Origin of the sequence: Geothrix alkalitolerans (assembly GCF_022808885.1) — a bacterium.
In the GTDB taxonomy this organism is placed as follows: Bacteria; Acidobacteriota; Holophagae; order Holophagales; family Holophagaceae; genus Geothrix; species Geothrix alkalitolerans.
This window is the reverse complement of the sequence record NZ_JAKZLE010000002.1, coordinates 1-18,498: the sequence shown is the minus strand read 5'-3', so window position 1 is coordinate 18,498 and position 18,498 is coordinate 1. Positions and strand designations below refer to the sequence as shown.

Annotated in this window: 15 protein-coding genes; 7 read left to right on the top strand and 8 right to left on the bottom strand. The window is 71.0% G+C overall.

Annotated features, from left to right (window positions below; genetic code table 11):
• Positions 1-189 precede the first annotated feature (189 nt).
• From MLJ35_RS04130 to MLJ35_RS04115, 4 genes are all read left to right on the top strand, one after another.
• Positions 190-1,803 carry an amidohydrolase gene (locus tag MLJ35_RS04130; RefSeq protein WP_243383153.1) on the top strand — a complete coding sequence of 538 codons (1,614 nt, stop codon included), beginning with the start codon at positions 190-192 and terminating at the stop codon, positions 1,801-1,803.
• Positions 1,804-1,940: 137 nt separating this feature from the next.
• Complete coding sequence (gene rpe, locus MLJ35_RS04125) at positions 1,941-2,627, top strand: ribulose-phosphate 3-epimerase (RefSeq protein ID WP_243383152.1); 687 nt, start codon at positions 1,941-1,943, stop codon at positions 2,625-2,627.
• Entirely contained in the window at positions 2,624-3,379 is a 756-nt protein-coding gene (locus MLJ35_RS04120) for a hypothetical protein (RefSeq protein WP_243383151.1), read from the top strand. Before rpe ends, MLJ35_RS04120 begins: the two co-directional genes overlap by 4 nt.
• Positions 3,380-3,757: 378 nt before the next feature.
• Complete coding sequence (locus tag MLJ35_RS04115) at positions 3,758-4,369, top strand: hypothetical protein (RefSeq protein WP_243383150.1); 612 nt, start codon at positions 3,758-3,760, stop codon at positions 4,367-4,369.
• Here the strand turns inward: MLJ35_RS04115 and MLJ35_RS04110 are convergent.
• From MLJ35_RS04110 to MLJ35_RS04080, 7 genes are read right to left on the bottom strand one after another with little or no spacing between them, the layout of a single operon-like run.
• Complete coding sequence (locus tag MLJ35_RS04110; RefSeq protein WP_243383149.1) at positions 4,353-4,604, bottom strand: GIY-YIG nuclease family protein; 252 nt, start codon at positions 4,602-4,604, stop codon at positions 4,353-4,355. The two genes, MLJ35_RS04115 and MLJ35_RS04110, sit on opposite strands and share 17 nt — an antisense overlap.
• On the bottom strand, positions 4,601-6,076 hold the full coding sequence (locus MLJ35_RS04105) for a hypothetical protein (protein ID WP_243383148.1): 1,476 nt from the start codon (positions 6,074-6,076) through the stop codon (positions 4,601-4,603). Before MLJ35_RS04105 ends, MLJ35_RS04110 begins: the two co-directional genes overlap by 4 nt.
• Positions 6,073-6,888: a hypothetical protein gene (locus MLJ35_RS04100; RefSeq protein WP_243383147.1), complete on the bottom strand. Its 816-nt coding sequence runs from the start codon at positions 6,886-6,888 to the stop codon at positions 6,073-6,075. The genes MLJ35_RS04105 and MLJ35_RS04100 overlap by 4 nt, the downstream gene beginning before the upstream one ends.
• Position 6,889: 1 nt before the next feature.
• The gene (locus MLJ35_RS04095; protein ID WP_243383146.1) at positions 6,890-7,747 is read right to left on the bottom strand and encodes a hypothetical protein; all 858 of its coding nucleotides are present in this window, start codon (positions 7,745-7,747) and stop codon (positions 6,890-6,892) included.
• Positions 7,744-12,501, bottom strand: coding sequence for an alpha-2-macroglobulin family protein (locus tag MLJ35_RS04090; RefSeq protein ID WP_243383145.1), 4,758 nt, complete (start codon positions 12,499-12,501; stop codon positions 7,744-7,746). Before MLJ35_RS04090 ends, MLJ35_RS04095 begins: the two co-directional genes overlap by 4 nt.
• Position 12,502: 1 nt before the next feature.
• A complete protein-coding gene (locus tag MLJ35_RS04085; protein WP_243383144.1) occupies positions 12,503-13,453 on the bottom strand; it encodes a DUF1175 family protein in 951 nt (316 codons plus the stop codon).
• Positions 13,450-15,606 (bottom strand): hypothetical protein, encoded by a 2,157-nt coding sequence (locus tag MLJ35_RS04080; RefSeq protein WP_243383143.1) that lies wholly within the window; start codon positions 15,604-15,606, stop codon positions 13,450-13,452. The genes MLJ35_RS04085 and MLJ35_RS04080 overlap by 4 nt, the downstream gene beginning before the upstream one ends.
• 108 nt (positions 15,607-15,714) lie before the next feature.
• On the opposite strand from MLJ35_RS04080, the gene hutI reads away from it, so the two are divergent.
• Positions 15,715-16,923: an imidazolonepropionase gene (gene hutI, locus MLJ35_RS04075; protein ID WP_243383142.1), complete on the top strand. Its 1,209-nt coding sequence runs from the start codon at positions 15,715-15,717 to the stop codon at positions 16,921-16,923.
• A gap of 81 nt (positions 16,924-17,004) precedes the next feature.
• On the opposite strand, the gene MLJ35_RS04070 is transcribed toward hutI, so the two are convergent.
• Positions 17,005-17,238: an HP1242/YdcH family protein gene (locus MLJ35_RS04070; protein WP_243293868.1), complete on the bottom strand. Its 234-nt coding sequence runs from the start codon at positions 17,236-17,238 to the stop codon at positions 17,005-17,007.
• 147 nt (positions 17,239-17,385) lie between these two features.
• Here MLJ35_RS04070 and MLJ35_RS04065 point away from each other — a divergent pair, with 147 nt between their 5' ends.
• Both MLJ35_RS04065 and MLJ35_RS16095 read left to right on the top strand, forming a co-directional pair.
• Complete coding sequence (locus MLJ35_RS04065) at positions 17,386-18,324, top strand: oligopeptide/dipeptide ABC transporter ATP-binding protein (protein ID WP_243383141.1); 939 nt, start codon at positions 17,386-17,388, stop codon at positions 18,322-18,324.
• A 51-nt stretch (positions 18,325-18,375) separates the two neighbouring features.
• A partial coding sequence (locus tag MLJ35_RS16095; protein WP_243383837.1) for an IMP dehydrogenase occupies positions 18,376-18,498 on the top strand: 123 nt, incomplete at its 3' end.

The following is an 18,498-nucleotide window of genomic DNA, read 5'->3' as shown; positions in this document are numbered from 1 at the left end:
ACCGTCACCCGGCCAATGGATCTAAATAGGTGTAATATAAAATTTTATACATCAATTATCACATTTTTATACCAATTCGAGCTCGGATCACCCGCCCATCCAGCCCCCCTTCCCGCCCGCCATCCTCCGCACCCTTCCGGGCTGAATCCTCGCGAAGCTATGCTTCCAGAAACCCCGAGGGACCCGCCCATGCCGATGCCACCCGCCACCCCCCCCGTTTCCTACCGCCTGATCAAGGGCGCCGATCTGTGGACCGACCAGGGCCAGCAGCACGGCCAGGCCGTGGTCGTGCGGAAGGGGAGGATCCTCGCGGTTGGCCCTGTGGAGGTGCTCACCAAGGCCCATCCGAAAGCGCAGCAGGTCGAGCTCCCGGGCGGCACCCTCCTGCCCGGGCTCATCGAAGGTCATGCCCATGTGGGTGGACTGGGCGCCCTCAGCCGGAAGGCCAACCTCACGGGGCCGGCGGATCTTTCAGGCACGCTGGAGCGCCTCCGAGCCTGGACTGCGGCCCATCCCAAGGGCTGGCTGCTGGGGCGGGGCTGGGACCAGAACCGGTGGCCGGGCAAGGCCTTTCCCAGGGCGGCGGACCTGGACGCCATCACGGGGTCCCGGCCCGCCTTCCTCCAGCGGGTGGACGGCCACGCGGCCTGGGTGAACACTGCCGCGCTGGCCCTGGCGGGCATCGGCCCCAAGACGCCGGATCCCGAGGGCGGCCGCATCCTCAAGGATGCCAGTGGAAAGCCCACGGGCATCCTCCTGGATGCGGCCGTGCAGCTGGTGGAGAAGCTCATCCCGGAGCCCAGTGCAACCGAGCTGGAAGCAAGGCTCAAGGCAGGCCTTGCCACCCTGCGCGCCAACGGATTCACGGCCGTGGCCGACATGGGCGCGGGCGCACGCGAGTTGGCCGCCTACCGGCGCCTGGCCGCCGCGGGGGCCCTGCCCATCCGCGTGTTCGCGTACATGAACCACGATCACGCGCTAATGCTGCGGGAACTTCGGCAGGGCCGGGCCAAGAGCCTGTCCTTCTTCCAGGTTCAGGGCGTCAAGTTCTACCTGGACGGCGCCCTGGGCAGCCGCGGGGCACGTCTGCTCGCCCCGTACGCCGATGAGCCCTCCACCCAGGGCCTCTGGGTCACGGATCCCGCCAAGGTCGCACTGGACGTCTCCATCACCATGCGTGCCGGGTTCCAGCCGGCCATCCACGCCATCGGCGATGCCGCGAACCGGGCTGCCCTGGACCTGATCGCCGCCGCCGAGCGCAAGGCCGGCCGCTCGAGCAACCTGCCTCCGCGCATCGAACACGCCCAGATCGTCACCGCCGAGGATGCGGCCCGCTTCGGCAAGCTCGGCGTCGTGGCCAGCATCCAGCCCGTCCACTGCACCTCGGACCACAGCTGGACTCCCGCCCGTCTGGGCCCCGATCGCGTGGACGAGGCCTTCCCCTGGCGGGCCCTTGCGAACGGCGGGGCCCTGCTGGCCTTCGGGAGCGATGCCCCGGTGGAGGACCCCAATCCCTTCGTGAGCCTCGCGGCCGCGGAGACGCGCCAGGACCCGGCAGGCGATCCGCCCGGTGGCTTCCTGCCCGCGCAGCGCCTCACCCGCGCCGAGGCGATCCGCGCCTACACCAGCGGCAACGCCGCCGCCCTGGGTCATGCCAAGGAGCTGGGCACCCTCCAGAAGGGCGCCGTGGCCGACCTGCTGTGGGTCCAGGTCCCACTGGGCTCCCTCTCCCCCGAGGCGCTCCGCAAAGTGAAGCCCGGGCGGCTGTGGGTGAACGGGGTGGAGGTGCCCCTCGGGCACTGAAACAAGGACCTCCACGAAGGGCACGAAGCAAGGCACGAAGGCACGGATGGATGGCTCTTCGTGCTCTTGTATTTCCCTTTGTGTCCTTCGTGGAGGTCTTTAACCTCGATGAAGACCGCCTCTGGAATACTGGAACCATGAGCCTCCGCCCCGCTTCCCCCCTGCTGGCCCCGTCCCTGCTCTCCGCAGACTTCACGCGGCTGGGCGAGGAACTTCGGATGATCGCCGCCGCGGGCGCCCAGGTGGTGCACGTGGACGTCATGGACGGCCGCTTCGTGCCCAACATCACCATCGGCCTGCCTGTGGTGGAGAGCCTGCGCAAGGCCACCTCCCTGCCCCTGGACTGCCACCTGATGATCGTGGAGCCCCTCCGCTATGCCGCCGACTTCGTGAAGGCGGGCGCCGACTGGGTGAGCATCCACCAGGAGGCCGATCCCCACCTGCACCGCACCCTGGCCGCCATCCGTCAGGCCGGCGGCAAGGCGGGTGTGGTGCTGAATCCGGGCACGCCCGTCGAGACTCTGGTGGATCTCGTCGGCGACTTCGACTTCGTGCTGCTCATGAGCGTGAACCCCGGCTTCGGCGGCCAGAGCTTCATCCCCCGGGTGCTCGACAAGGTGAAGCGCCTGGATGCCCTCCGGGTCCAGCGCGGCGTGCCCTTCTTCATCCAGGTGGACGGGGGCGTGAGCCTGAAGAACGCCGCGGACCTCATCCGTGCCGGAGCCGATTGCCTGGTGGCCGGCAACGCCGTGTTCAAGGCCGAGGATCCCAAGGCCGCCGTGGCTAGTCTGCTGCGCGAAATGGCCACTGGGCGGCAGGCATGAGGCTCGACCTCGAGCGCTACAACCGCCTGCTCTGGGCCGTGAACGGAACGCTCCTGCTGGCGGGCCTGATCGTTCTGCTGATCACGGGCCTCACTGCGCTCTGGCCCTCCCGCGACCGGGGGCAGAGCCTCCCGGCCGGCGTCCCGGCGACCGCCGCGGATGCTCCCTCCCAGCCCGCCATCCTGCGCCTGGGCCTCCCGAAGTCCCTGAAGGGCACGGACATCCTGCTCGTTCCCGTGGAGGGACTCCCGCAGGAATCCGAGGAACCCCGAGGCATCGGGAGCTACAGAAAGGGCGCCCCGAGCGTCCCGCTCTTCAACCTCCTTTTCGTGGACGCGAAGACGCTGGCCTCCCGGCCCTTGCTCACCCGGAAAAGCCTCATCCTCCGCTACGACACCCTTGAGGATGGGGAAGAGACCAGAAGCGCCCGGGTCGACGGCCTGGTGGTGAGCATCGTCGATGCGAACACGAACGGGAATGGCCGACTCGACGAAGGCGACGAGGCCCGGATCTGGCTCTGTGACGCGTCGGGCCGCAATCTTCGCGCGGTCACGGCCGCCGGAACCACATGTGGAAATTGGCACTACGACAGCCTCCGCCGAACGGTCTATCTGGTCGTGGAAACCCGGAGTGATGCTCGGAAGGCCGAATCGGCGGAGGTGCTCGCAGTGCCCATCGATGGTTCTCAGCCCACCCGTCCGCTGGCATCGAAAGCCCAGATGGACGAGCTGCGGAACCTGCTGCAGCACTGATTCCGGCCCAGCGGAAACCGGTCTCCAAAGGGCCGCAACATTCCCGGCCGGAGGATGGAGCAGCATGGCCTGGCACTGATCCTGCTTTTCCAGCATCTTATCCAATGCCTCCATCGAGGACGTGGAAAGGAGGAGCCCATGACGCGCCATCGAACGTCCAGCACTTTGGTTCTATCGCTTCTGGCAGTCTTGGCCATGCCGGCCTCGGCCCAGCACGACCGACGGGAGGAAGGCTCCCGGCCTGATCGCCCGCGCGAGGGCCGCGCCCCCGAACGAGGCCCTGAGCGGGGCCCCGAGCGCGGCCGGGAGCAGCCATCGCCCATGCGGGCCGCGCCCCAGGCACCCCGCCCCTCGAGGGATATGGAGCGGGCCCGCCCCATGCCCGGCCCCGAACGCCAGACCCGGCCCGAGCGGCAGGAGCGACAGGAGCGGCCGGAGCGCTTCGCCCGACCCGAAGGGCGCTCTGAAGGGCGCTCTGAAGGACGCATGGACCGGCGCGAGGCTCATGGCGCCATGAGGTCCCCCTCCGATCGCCGCGAAGCCTCCCGCCCGCAGGGTCGGGAGGTCCGCCCCTCTCCGCGCGCCGCCGAAACCGCCCGTGCCTGGCAGTCCCGGGACACCTGGCGCCGCGACGCCTGGCCGGCCCGTTCCAGCTGGCGTGAGCATCGCGCCCAGCACTGGGAGCGTGATCACCGGACCTGGGCCCAGCGCGGGGGGTATGGCGGCTACCGCATTCCCGAGCCGCAGTTCGTCTCCCGCTTCGGAGTCAGCCATCCCTTCCTCATCGGCAGCCGCCCGGTGATCTACCAGGGCTACCCCCGGTTCCGCTGCGGAGGCTACTGGTTCCTCATCGTGGATCCCTGGCCGGAGTTCTGGGTGGACGACTGGTACATGGCCGACCGGGTGTACATCGACTACTACGGCGACGGCTACTACCTGGTCAATCCCCGCTACCCGGGCATTCGCATCGCGATCACGGTCTTCCTGTAGCGATGAGCGCCTCCTTGGCGCCGCGCCTCAGGCGCTTGACTTCCCGCTCCCGCCGCAGCGCCTCGGCCTTCGAGGCGCAGGCCTCACGGTAGGCCAGTTCCAGGGGACCCCGGCCGCGGGTGTACTTCGCCCCGCGGCCCTCCTGGTGCTGCTTCAGCCGCGCCGCCACATCGAGGGCGATGCCGCAGTAGAGGGTGCCGTCGCCACACTGGAGCAGGTACACCCACCAGGTCATGGCGTCCGCCACGAAGGCGGAAAGGCCTCGGCGAGGATCTGTTCCGCCGTGGCGCCATGAGCCGCACGGAACCGCGCGGTGCTGAGGCAGAGACCTGCATTGTGGCCCCAGCCCCGTCCCTTCAGCCGGAGGGAACCGTCCGTTAGCATCTCGGCTTCGCAGACATTGCTGGGCCAGGCAGTCCAGCCGTACCGCCGTCCCGCGGCGAGGCGCAGCGCCTCCACCGCGTAGGGCCCGGAAGCCCCGAGCATCATCCCGAGTTGCCCCGGCCTCAGGCCGACGGCCACATCCCGCTTCAGGACCGCGACCTGCGTGGCATCCAGGGTGCGTTCCCAGGCCACCCAGCGATCTCCCGGCACCTCCGGAGCGGCGCCGGCCTCGGCCGGCCCGTCGCCCCAGACTTCCCGGGGGCTCAGCGGATGTCCGCCGGCGGAGCCCGTGAAGAAGGCCCAGCGGGAATCCAGGTTCAAGACCGGAGCCGCCTCTACGGCCCGGGTCGTACCCGGCATGGCCCGGCCCCGCACCACCGCGCAATGGGTCAGTGGACAGAGAGTGCCCTCCGGGTGCTGCCGGGGATGGCCGTCCAACCACCGATCCAGCACCGCGGCCAGGGCGCGCCGGGCCTCGAAGGGCGAATCGGCGCCGAGCTCCCCCTCGGTGGCCGCGGCGATCCAGGCCGTCCTGGAGGTCGTCCAGGCCAGGCACCAGCCGTGGCGCTCGGCCCGGACCTGCACCGTGCCCCGAAGCGGCGCGATCGGAAAGCCCGCCTGGAACCGGATGGTCCCCTGGAAGCGCCAGACCCTCCCGAGGCGATGCGACAGGCGATGTCCATTCACAACCATGGGGCCCCGCAGGCGCTCCGCGGGCCAGACCACCGTGACGGTCTCGGCCAGAACGGGGGCTTCCTTGACCCAGCGTTCCACGGTGGCACCGGTCCTGCCTGGCGTGGGCGGCAGGGGACCGCCGTTCAGCCAGGCCCGCAGCCAGCGGTAGGCCCAGGCCTGCTCGCGGGTGGCGCCTGCCGCCAGGGCGCGGTCCAGGCGCGCCTGGACGCCTGCCGGCGGGGCGGCGGGCCAGGTCCTGGGCGGTTTGGCATGACCTTCCGCCCACAGGCACCGCGCTTCCTCCAGCCAGCGCCGGAGGTGCGCGTCCCGAAGGCGCCGGTGGACCAGTTCGTGGCGCAGGAGGGCGCCGAGGTCCCGCCGCCGCAGCTGCTCCCAGGGGCGAAGATGAAGGGTGTCTCCCAGCCACTGGCCACTGCGCCCCGGGGGCGCGCCGGTGGCCGTCTCGAAGGCGATCGAATCCGGGTGGAGTCGGACCCGCCAGGGCCCAGGTGGCCAGGGCCCGAACCCCGCCGTGGATGCGAAGGCCGTCCGCAGCGAGTCCTCCATCGCGCTCTGATTGGCGCCGTCTCCTTCGATCACCGGTGGCGTGAACGGCGGTGCGGGCGCCGGGGCGACCAGCAGGATCAAGGCTTCAGCCCCAGGATCTCCCGGATGCGCGTCATGCCCTCCTGCTTGCCCCGCCCCCGCGGCAGGTGGAGCACCACAAGGACCGATCGACGGCCGCCCGCCACCCAGGCGCTCGTGGCGGATGGATCGCCGGGCACCGGGCCCGTGCCGGTCTTGAACCACCAGTCCTCTTTGCCGAACAGGTCCTTCACCTCCACCCAGAAGCCCGCCAGGAAGCGCTTGCCGAAGGTGACGACCTCCGCCTGGCTCGGATCCATGAGCCAGCGCAGGAAGGCTTCGGGGCTGGTGCGCAGCAGGTCGCCGTCGCCTACCCAGGCTGCAGTCAGCGGCGGCAGCCCCTCACCCGTGGGCATCCGGCGCCCGAGGAAGGGCTCGAAGGCCTCCTCGAGCCGAGCCCTGGCCGCATCCGGGCCGTAGTCCTGCACCCAACGTTCACGGGAACCCGCGATCCAGGCCAGGAACGCGAGGTTGCAGCTCTCCTGGAGGGCCCGGGCCAGATCCACGCGGCCATGACCTTCGCGATTCCAGCACACGAAGGGCCCATCGGCGCCCTTGCACCGGTACTGGACGCCGGAGGCGGACCACTCGCTCCCTTCCAGCTTCATCCAGATCAGCTTGGCCAGGCTGCCCATGGGGGCTTCCCTGCGCGCCTCGCCATAGGCATGCACCTCGCCATCCCCCAGCGTGATGGCGAAGCCTTCGCCGGGCCGGAGGATGGGTGCCCGGGCCGCAATCAGCACCGCTGGCGTGGGACCGGCCTCCGGCGCCGGCTGGGCAGCCAGCAGGCAGGATGCGAGCAGGAGGCCGATCAACCTAGGGTTCCACATCGAAGGTCCCCAGCATGACAGGGCCGGAACCCGGCAGGATCAGGCGTTCCCAGGTCCAGCGGCGCTCCTGGTCCGTGCCACCGTCGAGCACGGCCTCCACGTGGATGCGGGCAGGCTTGCCTCCCCGCCAGCCCCCGGTCCACTTCAGCGCATAGGTCCCCGGCGGCGGCGTGTCGTGGGTGTACTCGCCGGACCAGCGCAGCATGCCGCCTGAAGGCGTGCGGCGCCCACCCTGCGCCAGGGCCCCGTCCGGTTCCTGCACCTGGAGGCTGCCGCTGGCGTACTCATCGTTGACCTGGAGGCTCACCACCCGGAGCCGCGTGCGGGTGGTGGACACCCACCAGCTCCGGACCACCTTCAGGCCCGAATCCGGCTCCAGGATCTCCAGCCGGTTCTCGCCGTTCTGGGCCGTGAGTTCCATGTTCAGAGTGGTGCCAACGCTGGCCTGCCAGCGCATCGAGGCGCCATTGAGCCACACCAGCAGGGTGCGCGACCGCCAGGCGTTGCGGGCCGCCTCCGCCTCCCGCGCCAACCGCTCCCGGCGCAGCTGATCGGCGGTTCTGGTGTCCTCGGCCGGCGGCTCGTAGCCGCCCTCGTCCTCCTCCTCGAAGAAGCGCTGCTGGGGCTCGTCCTTGGGCGGGTTCGGATCCTTGGGGTCCACCAGCTTCACCTTCAGCGCCACGGCGCGGTCGCCGGACCAGCCGCCCAGGGCGGGCGACACGTCCATGCGCCAGAGCTTCAGGTCCGGCGCGTAGGCCGCGGCGGGAGATTGGGTCGGGCGCGGTTTCTGCGCCCCGAGGAAGGTGGCCGACAGCAGCAGGGAGAAAACCAGCCCGGCCTTCATCGCGCACCTCCATCCACCACCTTCAGGTCCAGCCCGTCGCTGGTGACCCACTGCCCCTCGTTCGACATGAGGCTCAGCTTGGCGGGCCTGAGCCGGTAGTGGCCCGCCATGCCCGCCCGCAGGAGGATCCGGACGGTCTGCGTGTCCCAGCTCCAGGTGTGGGGGAACAGGAACGTCACCTTGTCGGCATGCACCTCGATCCGCGGCTTCACCCAGCGGTCCGAGGCCCCTTCCTCCGTGAAAGGCTTCCCTTCGAGCACGAAGCCCTCGAGCTTCACGGTGGGGTTGAGGCCGCCGGGGATGGGCACCTCCAGCATCACGTAGTCCGCGTCGCGGTCCGTGCGGAAGGACACCTGCATCCATGCCTCCTCGCCGGCCTTCATCGTCCCGGTCCAGGGCTGGCGGATCCAGCCCTGACTGGCATTGCCGGTCTCCTGGGGCGTCCTCAGGCGCCAGAGGTCACGGGTCACGGACATGCGCAGCGCCGTGGACGCGTCGCCCTTGGGCACGCCCGCGGCGCTGCCGGGCACCTGGTAGGCGTAGGTCCACACGAGCAGCCCCCTGCCGCTGGCGCTGACCGTGACGGGCTTGGGTTCGGCCATGGCGAAGGTGCCGGCCCGGGCTTCCCGGGCATTCCAGCGGCGAGCCTGCGGCCGTTCCTTGAAATCCCAGGTGGGACCCCCCTGCACCGAGGCCTGGATCGCGAGCGCCCCCCAGTCCAGCCTGCGGCTCTTCATGAGGTAGGGCAGCAGGTCCACGATCTGGCCCGTGCTCCAGGTGGAGTACCAGCCGTAGCCGCGGTACTCCGAGGCCAGGAACGTCTCGCCCTGACGGATCAGCGGCGAGTGCGGGCGCACCAGGCAGAGGGCCTTCAGCGCCATCACCGTGGGCACCACGTCGCCGGAGGCATAGCCCCACCAGACGTCGCGGCGACCCTCCCAGCGGGCCAGCCCGCCCTTCACCACCGCCCGCTGCTCCAGGCGCTCGGCCAGGGCCGCCGCCTTGGGATGCTTCGCCTGGGCGGCGGCCAGGGCCACCAGGGCCAGCACATGGTCGCCGGACCACCGGCCTTGGAGCACCTTGTCCGCCGCGCTCTCCACCAGCCCCGCGATGGGCTCGCCGGTCTGGGCCAGGGAGGCCAGCAGGAAGGCCGCATCCGCCTGGGGATCGGCGGTTTGCCCGTGGCTGTTCCGCCCGCGCTGGGCCGCCGTGGCCTGATCCGCCTGCCGCGCCACCTGCTGGAAGAGGGCCATGGCGGCAAGGCGGCCTCGGCGGTAGACGCCTTCGTCCACGGCATAGCCCAGGCGCTTCATGGTGGCGAAGCTCTGGATGGCATAGCCGGTGGTGTGGGGGTTGGCATCCAGGCCGAAGTCGTTGGGCGCGTACCAGCCCCAGCCGCCGTTGGGTTGCTGGTAGCCGTAGACCTTGAACACGCCGTCCCGGATGTTGCGGTCCAGGTTCGTGAGCTGCTTCCAGTCCAGGTCCGGCATGGCGCCCTGCTTGACCAGGTCGGCCACCAGCAGGTTGGGCACGAAGCTGGACAGGGTCTGCTCCACGCAGCCGTAGGGATAGCCGATGAGGTAGGGCAGCGAGGGCGCGGCCAGGTGCTCCAGGTTGCCCACGGGCGTGAGCACCAGGGCCGCCTCGCCTTTCGCCGAGGGAGGCGCCGGGATCGTGACCGTCTGGCTGCCGCCGTCCAGCAGGATGGAGCCTGAGAGGGAGGCCGGCACCAGCTGGTCCAGCACCGCGACCTTCTGTCGCTCGGCGTCCTTCAGGCCGCCGCCCTCCACCCGGGCCGTGACTGTCAGCGGGCCGGTCTTGTCCGAGAACAACGGCAGGGCGAAGCGGTACTCCCCCTGGTCCTGCAGGGTGAAGGTGCCTTCGGGCGTTCCGGAGAAGCGGCCGTTCTGCACCTCCAGGCGGATCCGGCCCTGGATGGGCTGGCCCGAGAGGTTCCGCACCAGGGCGATGGCCCGGGCCTCCTCCCCCACGCTGAGGGTGCGCGGCAGCGTGAGGGCCACCTGCAGGGGCTTGGAGGCGGGCTTCGAGGCCCGTCCCACGCCCACTTTGGTGTCGGCGGTGATCGCCGTGGCCGTGGCCCGCCAGGCCGTGAGGTTGTCCGGCAGCACGAGGTCCACGCTCGCCTTCCCGTCCCGCCCTGCGGCCACGAAGGGCGCCCAGTGGGCCGTGTCCTTGAAGTTCTGACGCACCTTCTCGTCGTCATCGGCCTTGAAGTCGCCCCGCTTCGTCTGCTTGAGGCTCCACACGGGCCGCTGGCGGCGCAGCAGGTCGTGGAAGCTCCAGTCCGTGGAGCCGGACCGCAGCACGCCGTGGCGGCGCGTGGGATGGAAGAAGCGCACGGGATCGGGGTTCAGCTCCTGGCTGAGGGCGTAGATGGCCTCGTCCACCACCCCCACGCTGAGGTCCGCGGTGGCGGGCTTCCCGGCGAAGTCTTTCACTTCCACGGACACCTTCATGGGCTGGCCGGGCTGGTAGCGCTCCTTGTCCGTGGTAACGGCCACGGAGAGGCGGCGGTCCCGCTTCGGCACACGAAGCGGCACCTCCACCATCTGGCGGCGGCCCTCGCTCACGATCTCGAAGACAGCCCAGGCGTTCGGCTGCATGGCCGTGGTGACGGGGATCTCCACCATCGCGGTGGTGCCCTGGACGATCCGGCTCTGGTGCCGGCCGAGGTCCTCATGCTCCAGGGCCCAGTGCAGTGTCAGCTTGGGCCTCGGCAGCTGCACGAGGACCCGGGCCGTGTCGCCGGGCTGGTACTCGGGTTTGTCCGCGGCGGCGCGGAGATCCGGCACCGCGGGCAGCGGCGTGCCCTCGGCCGCCACGGTGATCTGGCGCTGGGCGGTCACGGGGCGGCCCTTCGAATCGCGGGCCTCGGCCACCAGCAGGAAGGCGCCGCCTTCCGGGATGCTCAGCATGGCCTGGGGGCCCGGGGCGGAAGCCACGGTCTCGCCGGGCTTCAGGGCGTTGGGACGGGACCACCAGTACGCGGTGTCCTTCTGCGCCACGATGCGGGCGGCGCGCAGGGAGATGGCCACGCCCGGCACCTCCTTGCCGTCCAGGTCCAGGGCGCGGGCCGTGACCTGGAAGGGCTTCCCAGGCAGGGCCACCTGGCGGTCCGAGGCGATCATCAGCACCAGGTCGCCGGCGGCGGCCCGCACCTGGGCCTGCCCGCTGTTCCGCTGACCCGACGCGTCGGCCACCTTCACCACCATGCGCCAGAGGCCGTCGCTCTCGGCCTTGAACGTGGGCAGATCCGCCTGGCCCTCCTCGTCCAGCTCCAGCTGGCCGCTCTCCATGAGCTCGGGTGCCGGGCCGGCGTCCTCGTCGTCCCAGATCCAGCGGGACTTCGGCGGCGCAACCTTGTAGAGGAACCAGTCCGCCTTGGCCCCGCGCACGGCGGCGCCGTAGAAATACCTGGCGTTGGCGTGGAACGCCAGCGTGTCGCCCAGACCCACCTTGGCCTTCGCCGCCGTGACCTTGACCTCGAAGGCGGGCTTCACGAACTGCTCCACCTTGAACTCCGCCTGGCCCGGCCCCTGCGGCCCCTGGAAGACGAGGCGGTAGAGACCCAGGCGGCCCGCGCCAGGGAGGGTGAACTGGGCGGCGTAGGTGCCCGTCTCCGCGTTCAGCAGCTTGGCGTGGCCCTCGGTCACCTTCGTGTCTTCGGGATCGAGCACCGTGAAGGGGAGGTCCGCGGCGCCGCCCGCCACGCGGTTCTCGCCGTCCTCCACCCGGCGGAGGATGGCCTTGGCGAAGACCTCCTGGCCCGGCCGGTAGAGGGGCCGCTCGGTGAAGGCATAGAGGCGCTGGCGCACGGCCGCGGAGCCCTGCCCCTCGCTGGCCAGCAGGGCGAAGCTCGCCCCGCTGCGGGCCAGCACCACCCGCCGCACGCCGGGCGTGGCCGCGGCCTCGGCCGTTCCCGAGCCGTCGAAGGCCAGGGGCTGGGCCTTCGGACCCTCGAGGATCTGGCCGGCCACGCCGGCCTTGGCAGAGCCGTCCCGCGCATCGACCGCCCGCACGCGGATCCGCGAGCCATCCTGTTCCGACAGCAGGGCCAGGTCCGTGACGAGCCACGGCACATAGGCCGCGTCGCTGCCGCGCAGCACTTCCACCAGGTACAGGCCGGCGGCCTGGGCAGGCAAGTCCACCCGGCTGAGGAAGCCATCGTCTCCGGACTCGTCGTCCGGATTTCCCTTCTTCCCGGCGACGTCCTCGCTGATGCGGGGCACGAGTTCGGTGACGAAGGTGATCCCGGGTTGGCCTTCGATGGGCAGGGCAGCACCTTCGCGGATCCGGTCCGGCGAGGTGCGGGCCGAGCGCAGGCGGTCGGCCTGCTTGGCGGCGTCCCGCAGGGCCTGGGTGGCCGTGCGGTGGACTGTGACGAAGGCGCGCCGGCCGCCCCACAGGACCGCCTCTCGCAGCAGGTCGAGGGGATCCTGGACGCCCCGGCCGCCTTCGGCCGCGGCGCGGCCCCGATCCGCCAGCACCTTCTTCAAAAGGGATTCGGGATCCTCCACGCGGTAGATGCGGATGCGCGCCTCGGCCGGGATGGGCCCGGCCGCCTCCAGCTGGCCAGGCTTCCCGGGCAGGGTGGGCCTCAGGTTGGCGAAGGCGCCGGTCCATCCGCCCTCCCGCCAGGGGGCCTCGGCGCCGCGCTTCTGGGCCGTGCCCGTGGTGGGCACCAGCAGGATCGCGGGCAGCAGCAGGGTGAGGAGCGGACGGAACCAGCGCATGTCAGGACCTGGGAGGGAGAGGTTCGGAGGCCGCGTCCGCCAGCACCCGCCAGCGGAAGAGGCCCAGGAACGCGGGGTTCTCGGGCAGGGGACGGAAGTCGGGATCGGGATGGTGCATCAGGTCGTCGAGGCGAGCCCGGCGGACCTCGCCGGGCTGCCGGGAGGCGCCGCTGCCTTCGGGACCCGTGTGGTAGAGCAGCATGGGCGCGCCATCCACATCAGGCCGTACGAAGGCCATGGCGTGGTCGGGCTGGGCGTGGGCCCCGCCCCGGGCGAAAAAGAGCAGGTCTCCCGGCTTCGCCAGGGCCAGGTCGCGCCCCAGCGGCACGCAGGACAGTTGCCGGAGGAAGGCGCCCTTGGCAAAGGGACGGGGCCCTTCCGGTGTGGGGAATCCCTGACGCCACGCAGCCGCGAAGGCCGGCGAGGGATCCTGCCCGGGAGCGCCGTCCGTGAAGGCCACCCGCGCCCGCCAGCCTGCGGTGTGGGCCGCCAGGGCCTCCCGGAAGGCGAAACGCAGCAGGCCGGCGCAGTCCCGCTGGGCGGGCTCCCAGGCGGGGCTTGGGGCCTCCACCTGCTGCTCCAGGAGTGCCACGAACCAGTCCCGGAAGGCCTCACGATCACCTTCATCCAGGAGAGCAGCGGACCCGTCAGCGGCCCTTGGAATGGACAGAGACTGTCGGAATCCCGGCCAGGCGTGGATGACGGCCTGGGCAGGAGCCGTCGCGCGGAGGAAGAAGCCGTCCCGGCTATCGCCCCAGGCCGCCGCCCCGTCCACCCGCGCGCCCCAGGCCGGTCGGCGCAGGCCCAGCAGGGAGCGGCTGTCCAGGCGGACCCTCGCGACGGGGTTGGACGGATCCATCTCCAGGAACGCCCGGTGGCGCACCGGGGCCAGGGCCAGGAAGGCCACGGCCCCCGCGGCCAGGGCCGCGGACAGGAGCCGGATCGGCGTCATCGCGGACGCCCCTCCAGGCCCGCCGCGGTCCAGTCCCACTCGATGCGCACCGGCCCCAGCGCCTTCAAGGCTCCCAGGAAGGGCCCGAGGCTGGCGGCCAGCTCCGCCGTCGCGTCATCCTGGCTCGAGGCCTCGCCGATCCACCACCCGCCCCCGCTGCGGCTGCGGAGGAAGGCCAGCAGCAGATTCTCCAGCTCGGAGGAGGCTCGGGCGCCATCTACTTCCATGCGAGCCCAGGCCCGGGAGTCGCGGTCCGCCAGGGTGGGCGCCTGGCCCTGGAGGCCAGCGGCGACGGCCTTCACCGCGCCCTCGTCCGTGCCCAGCACCAGCGTGTCGGCCACCAGGGTCCAGGCCGGGCGGAAGGCCTGGGCTGTGAGGATGCGGTGCAGCTCCGCCGCCCCGAAGGCCTGCTTCTGGTTCTGACCCTTGAAGAGCCGCGGCAGCACCTTCTTGAGGAGGTTCTCTGCCTGCGTCCGCCGGGCGGGCTGCACGGGGAGAGCCAGGGCCACGCTCGGGGCCATGCCTGGCTCGCCGAAGCCCCCGAAGGCGGTCACCTTCCCCTCCTGCTGGAGCCGCATGGCCCGCCAGGGATCCTCGCGCCGCAGCTTGGCCAGCTCGGTCAGGGCCGCCTTTTCCGTCCCCGTCAGCGGCGGCGCCGTCACCCAGCCGTTCCAGAAGAACGCCGCGCCGCGAAGGTCGAGGCAGGTCTGGAGGGCCTGGGCGTCCTGGCGCAGGGCCGCCCGCTGGCGCTGGCGCTCCTGAGCCGCCGCGAGCGCCTCTTGGTAGGCCTTCATCTGATCCGGGCTCAGGGTCCGGCCTCCGTCCGCGAATGCGGGCATCGACGGCATTCGGAACTCCGTGGCATCGTCCACGCGGAGGACCGCCTCCACCAGCTTCTCGGTGGGTCCGGCGCCCAGGGCGACCGCCAGGGCCCCGGTGCGGGGCGCGGCCTTGGCCACGAAGGGGTTGGGCCAGGTGCCCTGCTGGGCGTTCGCCTGCCGGCGACGGAGGGCCTGGACCTCGAAGGCCGCATCCGCGCCGATGCGCGGCGCCAGCCAGAAGGAGAGCTCCGTGTCCGGCGCCATGGCTGACAGGGCCACGCGGGCCCATTCCGGACGCTCCCCCAGGGTGGGCACGGGGCCCGGAAACAGCAGGGCCCGGAGAGGGGCTTCGCGATCGCTGATCCAGGTACCCTCGGCCATCTGGATCAGGTGGAAGACGCCGCCGGAACCGCGCAGCTGCTGGACTTCCGTGGACGCGCCAGGGCCTGTCCATGTCACCACGCGGGATCGCGCGCCGGAGCTGGAGGGGTTCAGACGCAACAAGGCCATCGTCAGCTGGGTGCGCGCCGGCAGGTCCCCGGGGATGAAGACCAGCGTTCCCTGGATCTCGTCCGCACCGGGGCGCGCGGTGCCATAGTGCAGCACCCAGGCCTCGCGGTTTGCCAGAGGTTCCAGGGCCGGCGAGGCTTTCTTCAGCCAGGGCTCCAGGTGGCGCGCTGTGAAGCCCAGCCGGCTGCCCTGAGCCAGCGCCGGCAGGATGCCCTGCGCGTCGGGGCCCGTACCGCCGCCGAGGGCCACCAACTTCTCGAGGCCCGGGCGCAACGCCTTCAGGTGGATGAGCACACCAGGCTGGGCGGCCCGGCCCAGACCCTTCGGCAGCACCGCGTTCCCTCCCTGGGTGAAGAGCGCCGGGCTGGGAATCCACTGGAACCGCCATCCGGCCTTGTCCAGATGCAGGCCCAGCCCGTGGGTCCAGGGGCGGTCCACACGATCCGGCGCCCCGAGGTAGGCGAATGGATCGCTCCCGGATTGGCGGAAGCCGAGGCGATGCAGGGCAAGGGCGACCTCCGGATCCCTGGTCTTCAGCCCCTCCGAGGCCCAGACCGAGGGCGTCCGCTGGTTAAGGAAGGCCAGCGCCGCGCGCTGGGCCTTTCCGCCCTGCTTGAGGTGCTCCATGAACTGCGCCCACTGCTCGCCCTGGGTCATCTGGGCGAAGGGAACGGCCTGCCAATTCCGCTGGCCACGGGCATCCGTGCGGTAGGTGGACCAGTGCGCGGCGTACTCCCTGGCCCAGGCCGGCACGCTTTCCTGGGCCGCCACGGGCGCCAGGACCACTCCAAGCACACACAGACTCTGCGCGAGTCGCCTCATGCCACGCCCCCTGCCCCGCACTGGAACCTCCGGTGTCGAGCGATGCTATCAAGCCAGGGACCCGGCGCAAGGGACCTCTTGGGAATTTTTTGCTGGCAGACTGAACCCATGTCGGACCGCCGCGTGCTCGTGAACCTCCGGGGCCTGCTGACCCCCGATCCCGCCCGGGCTTGGGCGGTGGATCGCATTCCCGACGCGGCCCTGGCCCTGGACGGCGGCCGGGTGGCCTGGCTGGGCCGGGCGGCGGACCTCCCGACGGAATGGCGGAGCGCGCCCAAGGTGGATGGCGGCGGCGCCTGGGCCACCCCGGGCTTCGTGGACCCCCACACCCACCTGCTCTTCGGGGGCAACCGCTCTGGCGAGTTCAACCGGCGCCTCCACGGCGTCAGCTATCAGCAGATCGCGGCGGAAGGCGGCGGCATCCGGGAGACCGTCCGTGCCACCCGCGGCGCCACGGTCGCGGAGCTCGTGGCCTCGGGCGAAGCGCGGCTGAAGGCCTTCCACGAGCGCGGCGTCGTCCACCTCGAATGCAAGACCGGCTACGGCCTGGAGCTGGAAACGGAATCCCGCCTCGCGGCCGCCTACGCCGAGCTCAAGGCGCGCGGGTGGAGCCTGGACGTGACCCTGCTGCCGGCCCACGACCTGGCGCCGGAATTCAACGGCGATGCCGAGACCAACGCCCGGGCCGTGGCCGAGGACTGGCTGCCGGAGCTGGTGCGCCGCCACCCCGGTGTGGCGCGCTTCTGCGATGTATTCGTGGAGACGGGGGTGTACACCGCCGACCAGGGCCGCCGCATCTTCGAGGCCGGGAAGCGCCTGGGGCTCGTCCCCCGCGTCCATGCCGACGAACTCTCCTGGACCGGCGGAGCCGAGCTGGCCGCGGAGCTGGGGGCCGCCAGCGCGGACCATCTCATGTTCTGCAGCGAGGCTGGCATGAAGGCCATGGCCGCCGCGGACGTGACGCCCGTGCTACTGCCTGGCACCACGCTGTTTCTCGGCATGCGGGACTGGGCGCCGGCCCGGAAAATGATCGAGGCCGGCTGCCGCGTGGCCCTGGCCACGGACTTCAACCCTGGTTCCTGCCCCTGCCTGGATCCGCTCACCATCCTGCGCCTGGGCTGCCTGCAGCTCCGCATGACCTTCGAGGAGGCCTTCACGGCCATGACACTGCATCCGGCCCGCAGCCTCCGCCGCGAGGATCTGGGCCACCTCCACCCCGGCGCCCGGGCTGAGGTGCTGCTCTGGGATGTGGACGACATGCTGGAGCTGGTCTACTGGGTCGGAGAGCCCTACCGGCCAAGGTTCCTACCGGCGTGATGCAGGAAGATCTCCATGCCCCGGTCACAAAAACGAAGCCCCGGGCCGATTCCCGGGGCTTCTCCTGCGAGTGCGGAAGGCCTACTGTTCGGCGTGCCTTGAGGCCTCCTGCACGATGGAGTAGATGCGTTCCTTGGCGCGGAGTTTGGTCTTTTTGAGCTCCACCTCTTCGAGGGATTCCTTGGCGGAGAGGGTGGGTTTCCTCTGGAGGTCGCACAGGCGCGTGTCAGCGGCTCTGTGCTCTTCCATGAGCTTGCGGAATTCGAAGTGCTCCTTCATCAGGCGCTCCTGGAGATCTGGGCGCAGGAAATCCATGAATCCTCCTTGCCTGGGCGGGCCTCTACCGGGCCCGCAGGGTGATCAGGTGGCCCAAGGGTAGGACCCCCCCGGGAGGCGTCAAGGGGCAATCAGGGGCTCTATGGAACCCGTTGACTTCCATCACTTCCATGCCATTCTCGGGCCATGTCCCTGGCCATCGACGCGCTGCTCCTGGAACGGGTGGACGGGGTCCGCCTGCTCGGGCCGCTGGACCTCCACCTGGCCCCCGGGGACCGCCTGGGTCTGGTGGGAGAGAGCGGGTCGGGCAAGAGCCTTCTGGCCCAGGCCCTGTTCGGTGTCCTGCCTCCTGGAGTGCGGGTGGCGGGGGGAAGGTTCACGGCTTTCGGCATGCCCATGCACCGCCCAGGTCGGGAACGGGACCGCATCCGGGGCGCCAGGATGGCCTGGGTGCCCCAGGACCCCCGGCAGATCATGAACCCGCTGCTGACCCTGACCCAGCACCTGACCCTGCTGCCGGGAGTCCATCGGAGAGAATCACCTGGGGCGGCCCTGGCCCGCCTCACCCCGCTGCTCGAGCGGCTGCGCCTGCCCACCACCCCGACCTTCCTGGACCGCTTCCCCCACCAGGTCAGCGGCGGCCAGAGGCAGCGGCTGGCGCTGGCCATCGCCCTTTCCTGCGATCCGGAGCTGCTGGTGCTCGACGAGCCCTCCACGGCCCTGGATCCAGCGGCACAGCTGGCCTTCCTGGAGGTTGTGCTCGACCTCCAGCGGGAGCGGAACCTGGGCTTTCTGTGGATCACCCACGACCTGGGCTTGGCGGCGCGGGCCTGCGACCGCCTGCTGGTGCTCTATGGCGGCGAGCCTGTCGAGACCGGACCCACCGCACGCCTCCTTGAAACCCCGCGGCACCCCTACACCGCGCGGCTTCTGGCGGGCGCGCGGAGGCAGCCTTCACGGGATGCCGGCTTTCTCCCCGCGCCCCAGGACCGCCCGCCGGGTTGCCCCTTCCAGCCCCGATGCCCCGACCCTGCCGGGACCTGCGACACCTGGGGCCCATGGCGCGGAAGTTCCCGGGACGGCCTGCGTTGCGAGCGCCCGCTGGAACCCGCGCCTCTCCCGTGAGACCATGGGATGCAAGGTCCCGCAGGCTGCGGGTCCGGAAAAAGGCTCCCCATGCTGACCTTGCCCCTGATGCGCGCCCTCACCTTCGACGACGTCCTGCTCGTCCCCGGGTACTCGGAGATCCACCCGAACCAGGTGGACCTGGGCACCCGGCTCACGAAGGACATCGGGCTG

Bases quoted from the DNA above. Each gene is read 5' to 3' on its own strand.
- MLJ35_RS04130 (WP_243383153.1), top strand. From the start codon at position 190: ATGCCGATGCCACCCGCCACCCCCCCCGTTTCCTACCGCCTGATCAAG.
- rpe (WP_243383152.1), top strand. From the start codon at position 1,941: ATGAGCCTCCGCCCCGCTTCCCCCCTGCTGGCCCCGTCCCTGCTCTCC.
- MLJ35_RS04120 (WP_243383151.1), top strand. From the start codon at position 2,624: ATGAGGCTCGACCTCGAGCGCTACAACCGCCTGCTCTGGGCCGTGAAC.
- MLJ35_RS04115 (WP_243383150.1), top strand. From the start codon at position 3,758: ATGCCCGGCCCCGAACGCCAGACCCGGCCCGAGCGGCAGGAGCGACAG.
- MLJ35_RS04110 (WP_243383149.1), bottom strand. From the start codon at position 4,604: ATGACCTGGTGGGTGTACCTGCTCCAGTGTGGCGACGGCACCCTCTAC.
- MLJ35_RS04095 (WP_243383146.1), bottom strand. From the start codon at position 7,747: ATGAAGGCCGGGCTGGTTTTCTCCCTGCTGCTGTCGGCCACCTTCCTC.
- MLJ35_RS04090 (WP_243383145.1), bottom strand. From the start codon at position 12,501: ATGCGCTGGTTCCGTCCGCTCCTCACCCTGCTGCTGCCCGCGATCCTG.
- MLJ35_RS04085 (WP_243383144.1), bottom strand. From the start codon at position 13,453: ATGACGCCGATCCGGCTCCTGTCCGCGGCCCTGGCCGCGGGGGCCGTG.
- MLJ35_RS04080 (WP_243383143.1), bottom strand. From the start codon at position 15,606: ATGAGGCGACTCGCGCAGAGTCTGTGTGTGCTTGGAGTGGTCCTGGCG.
- hutI (WP_243383142.1), top strand. From the start codon at position 15,715: ATGTCGGACCGCCGCGTGCTCGTGAACCTCCGGGGCCTGCTGACCCCC.
- MLJ35_RS04070 (WP_243293868.1), bottom strand. From the start codon at position 17,238: ATGGATTTCCTGCGCCCAGATCTCCAGGAGCGCCTGATGAAGGAGCAC.
- MLJ35_RS04065 (WP_243383141.1), top strand. From the start codon at position 17,386: ATGTCCCTGGCCATCGACGCGCTGCTCCTGGAACGGGTGGACGGGGTC.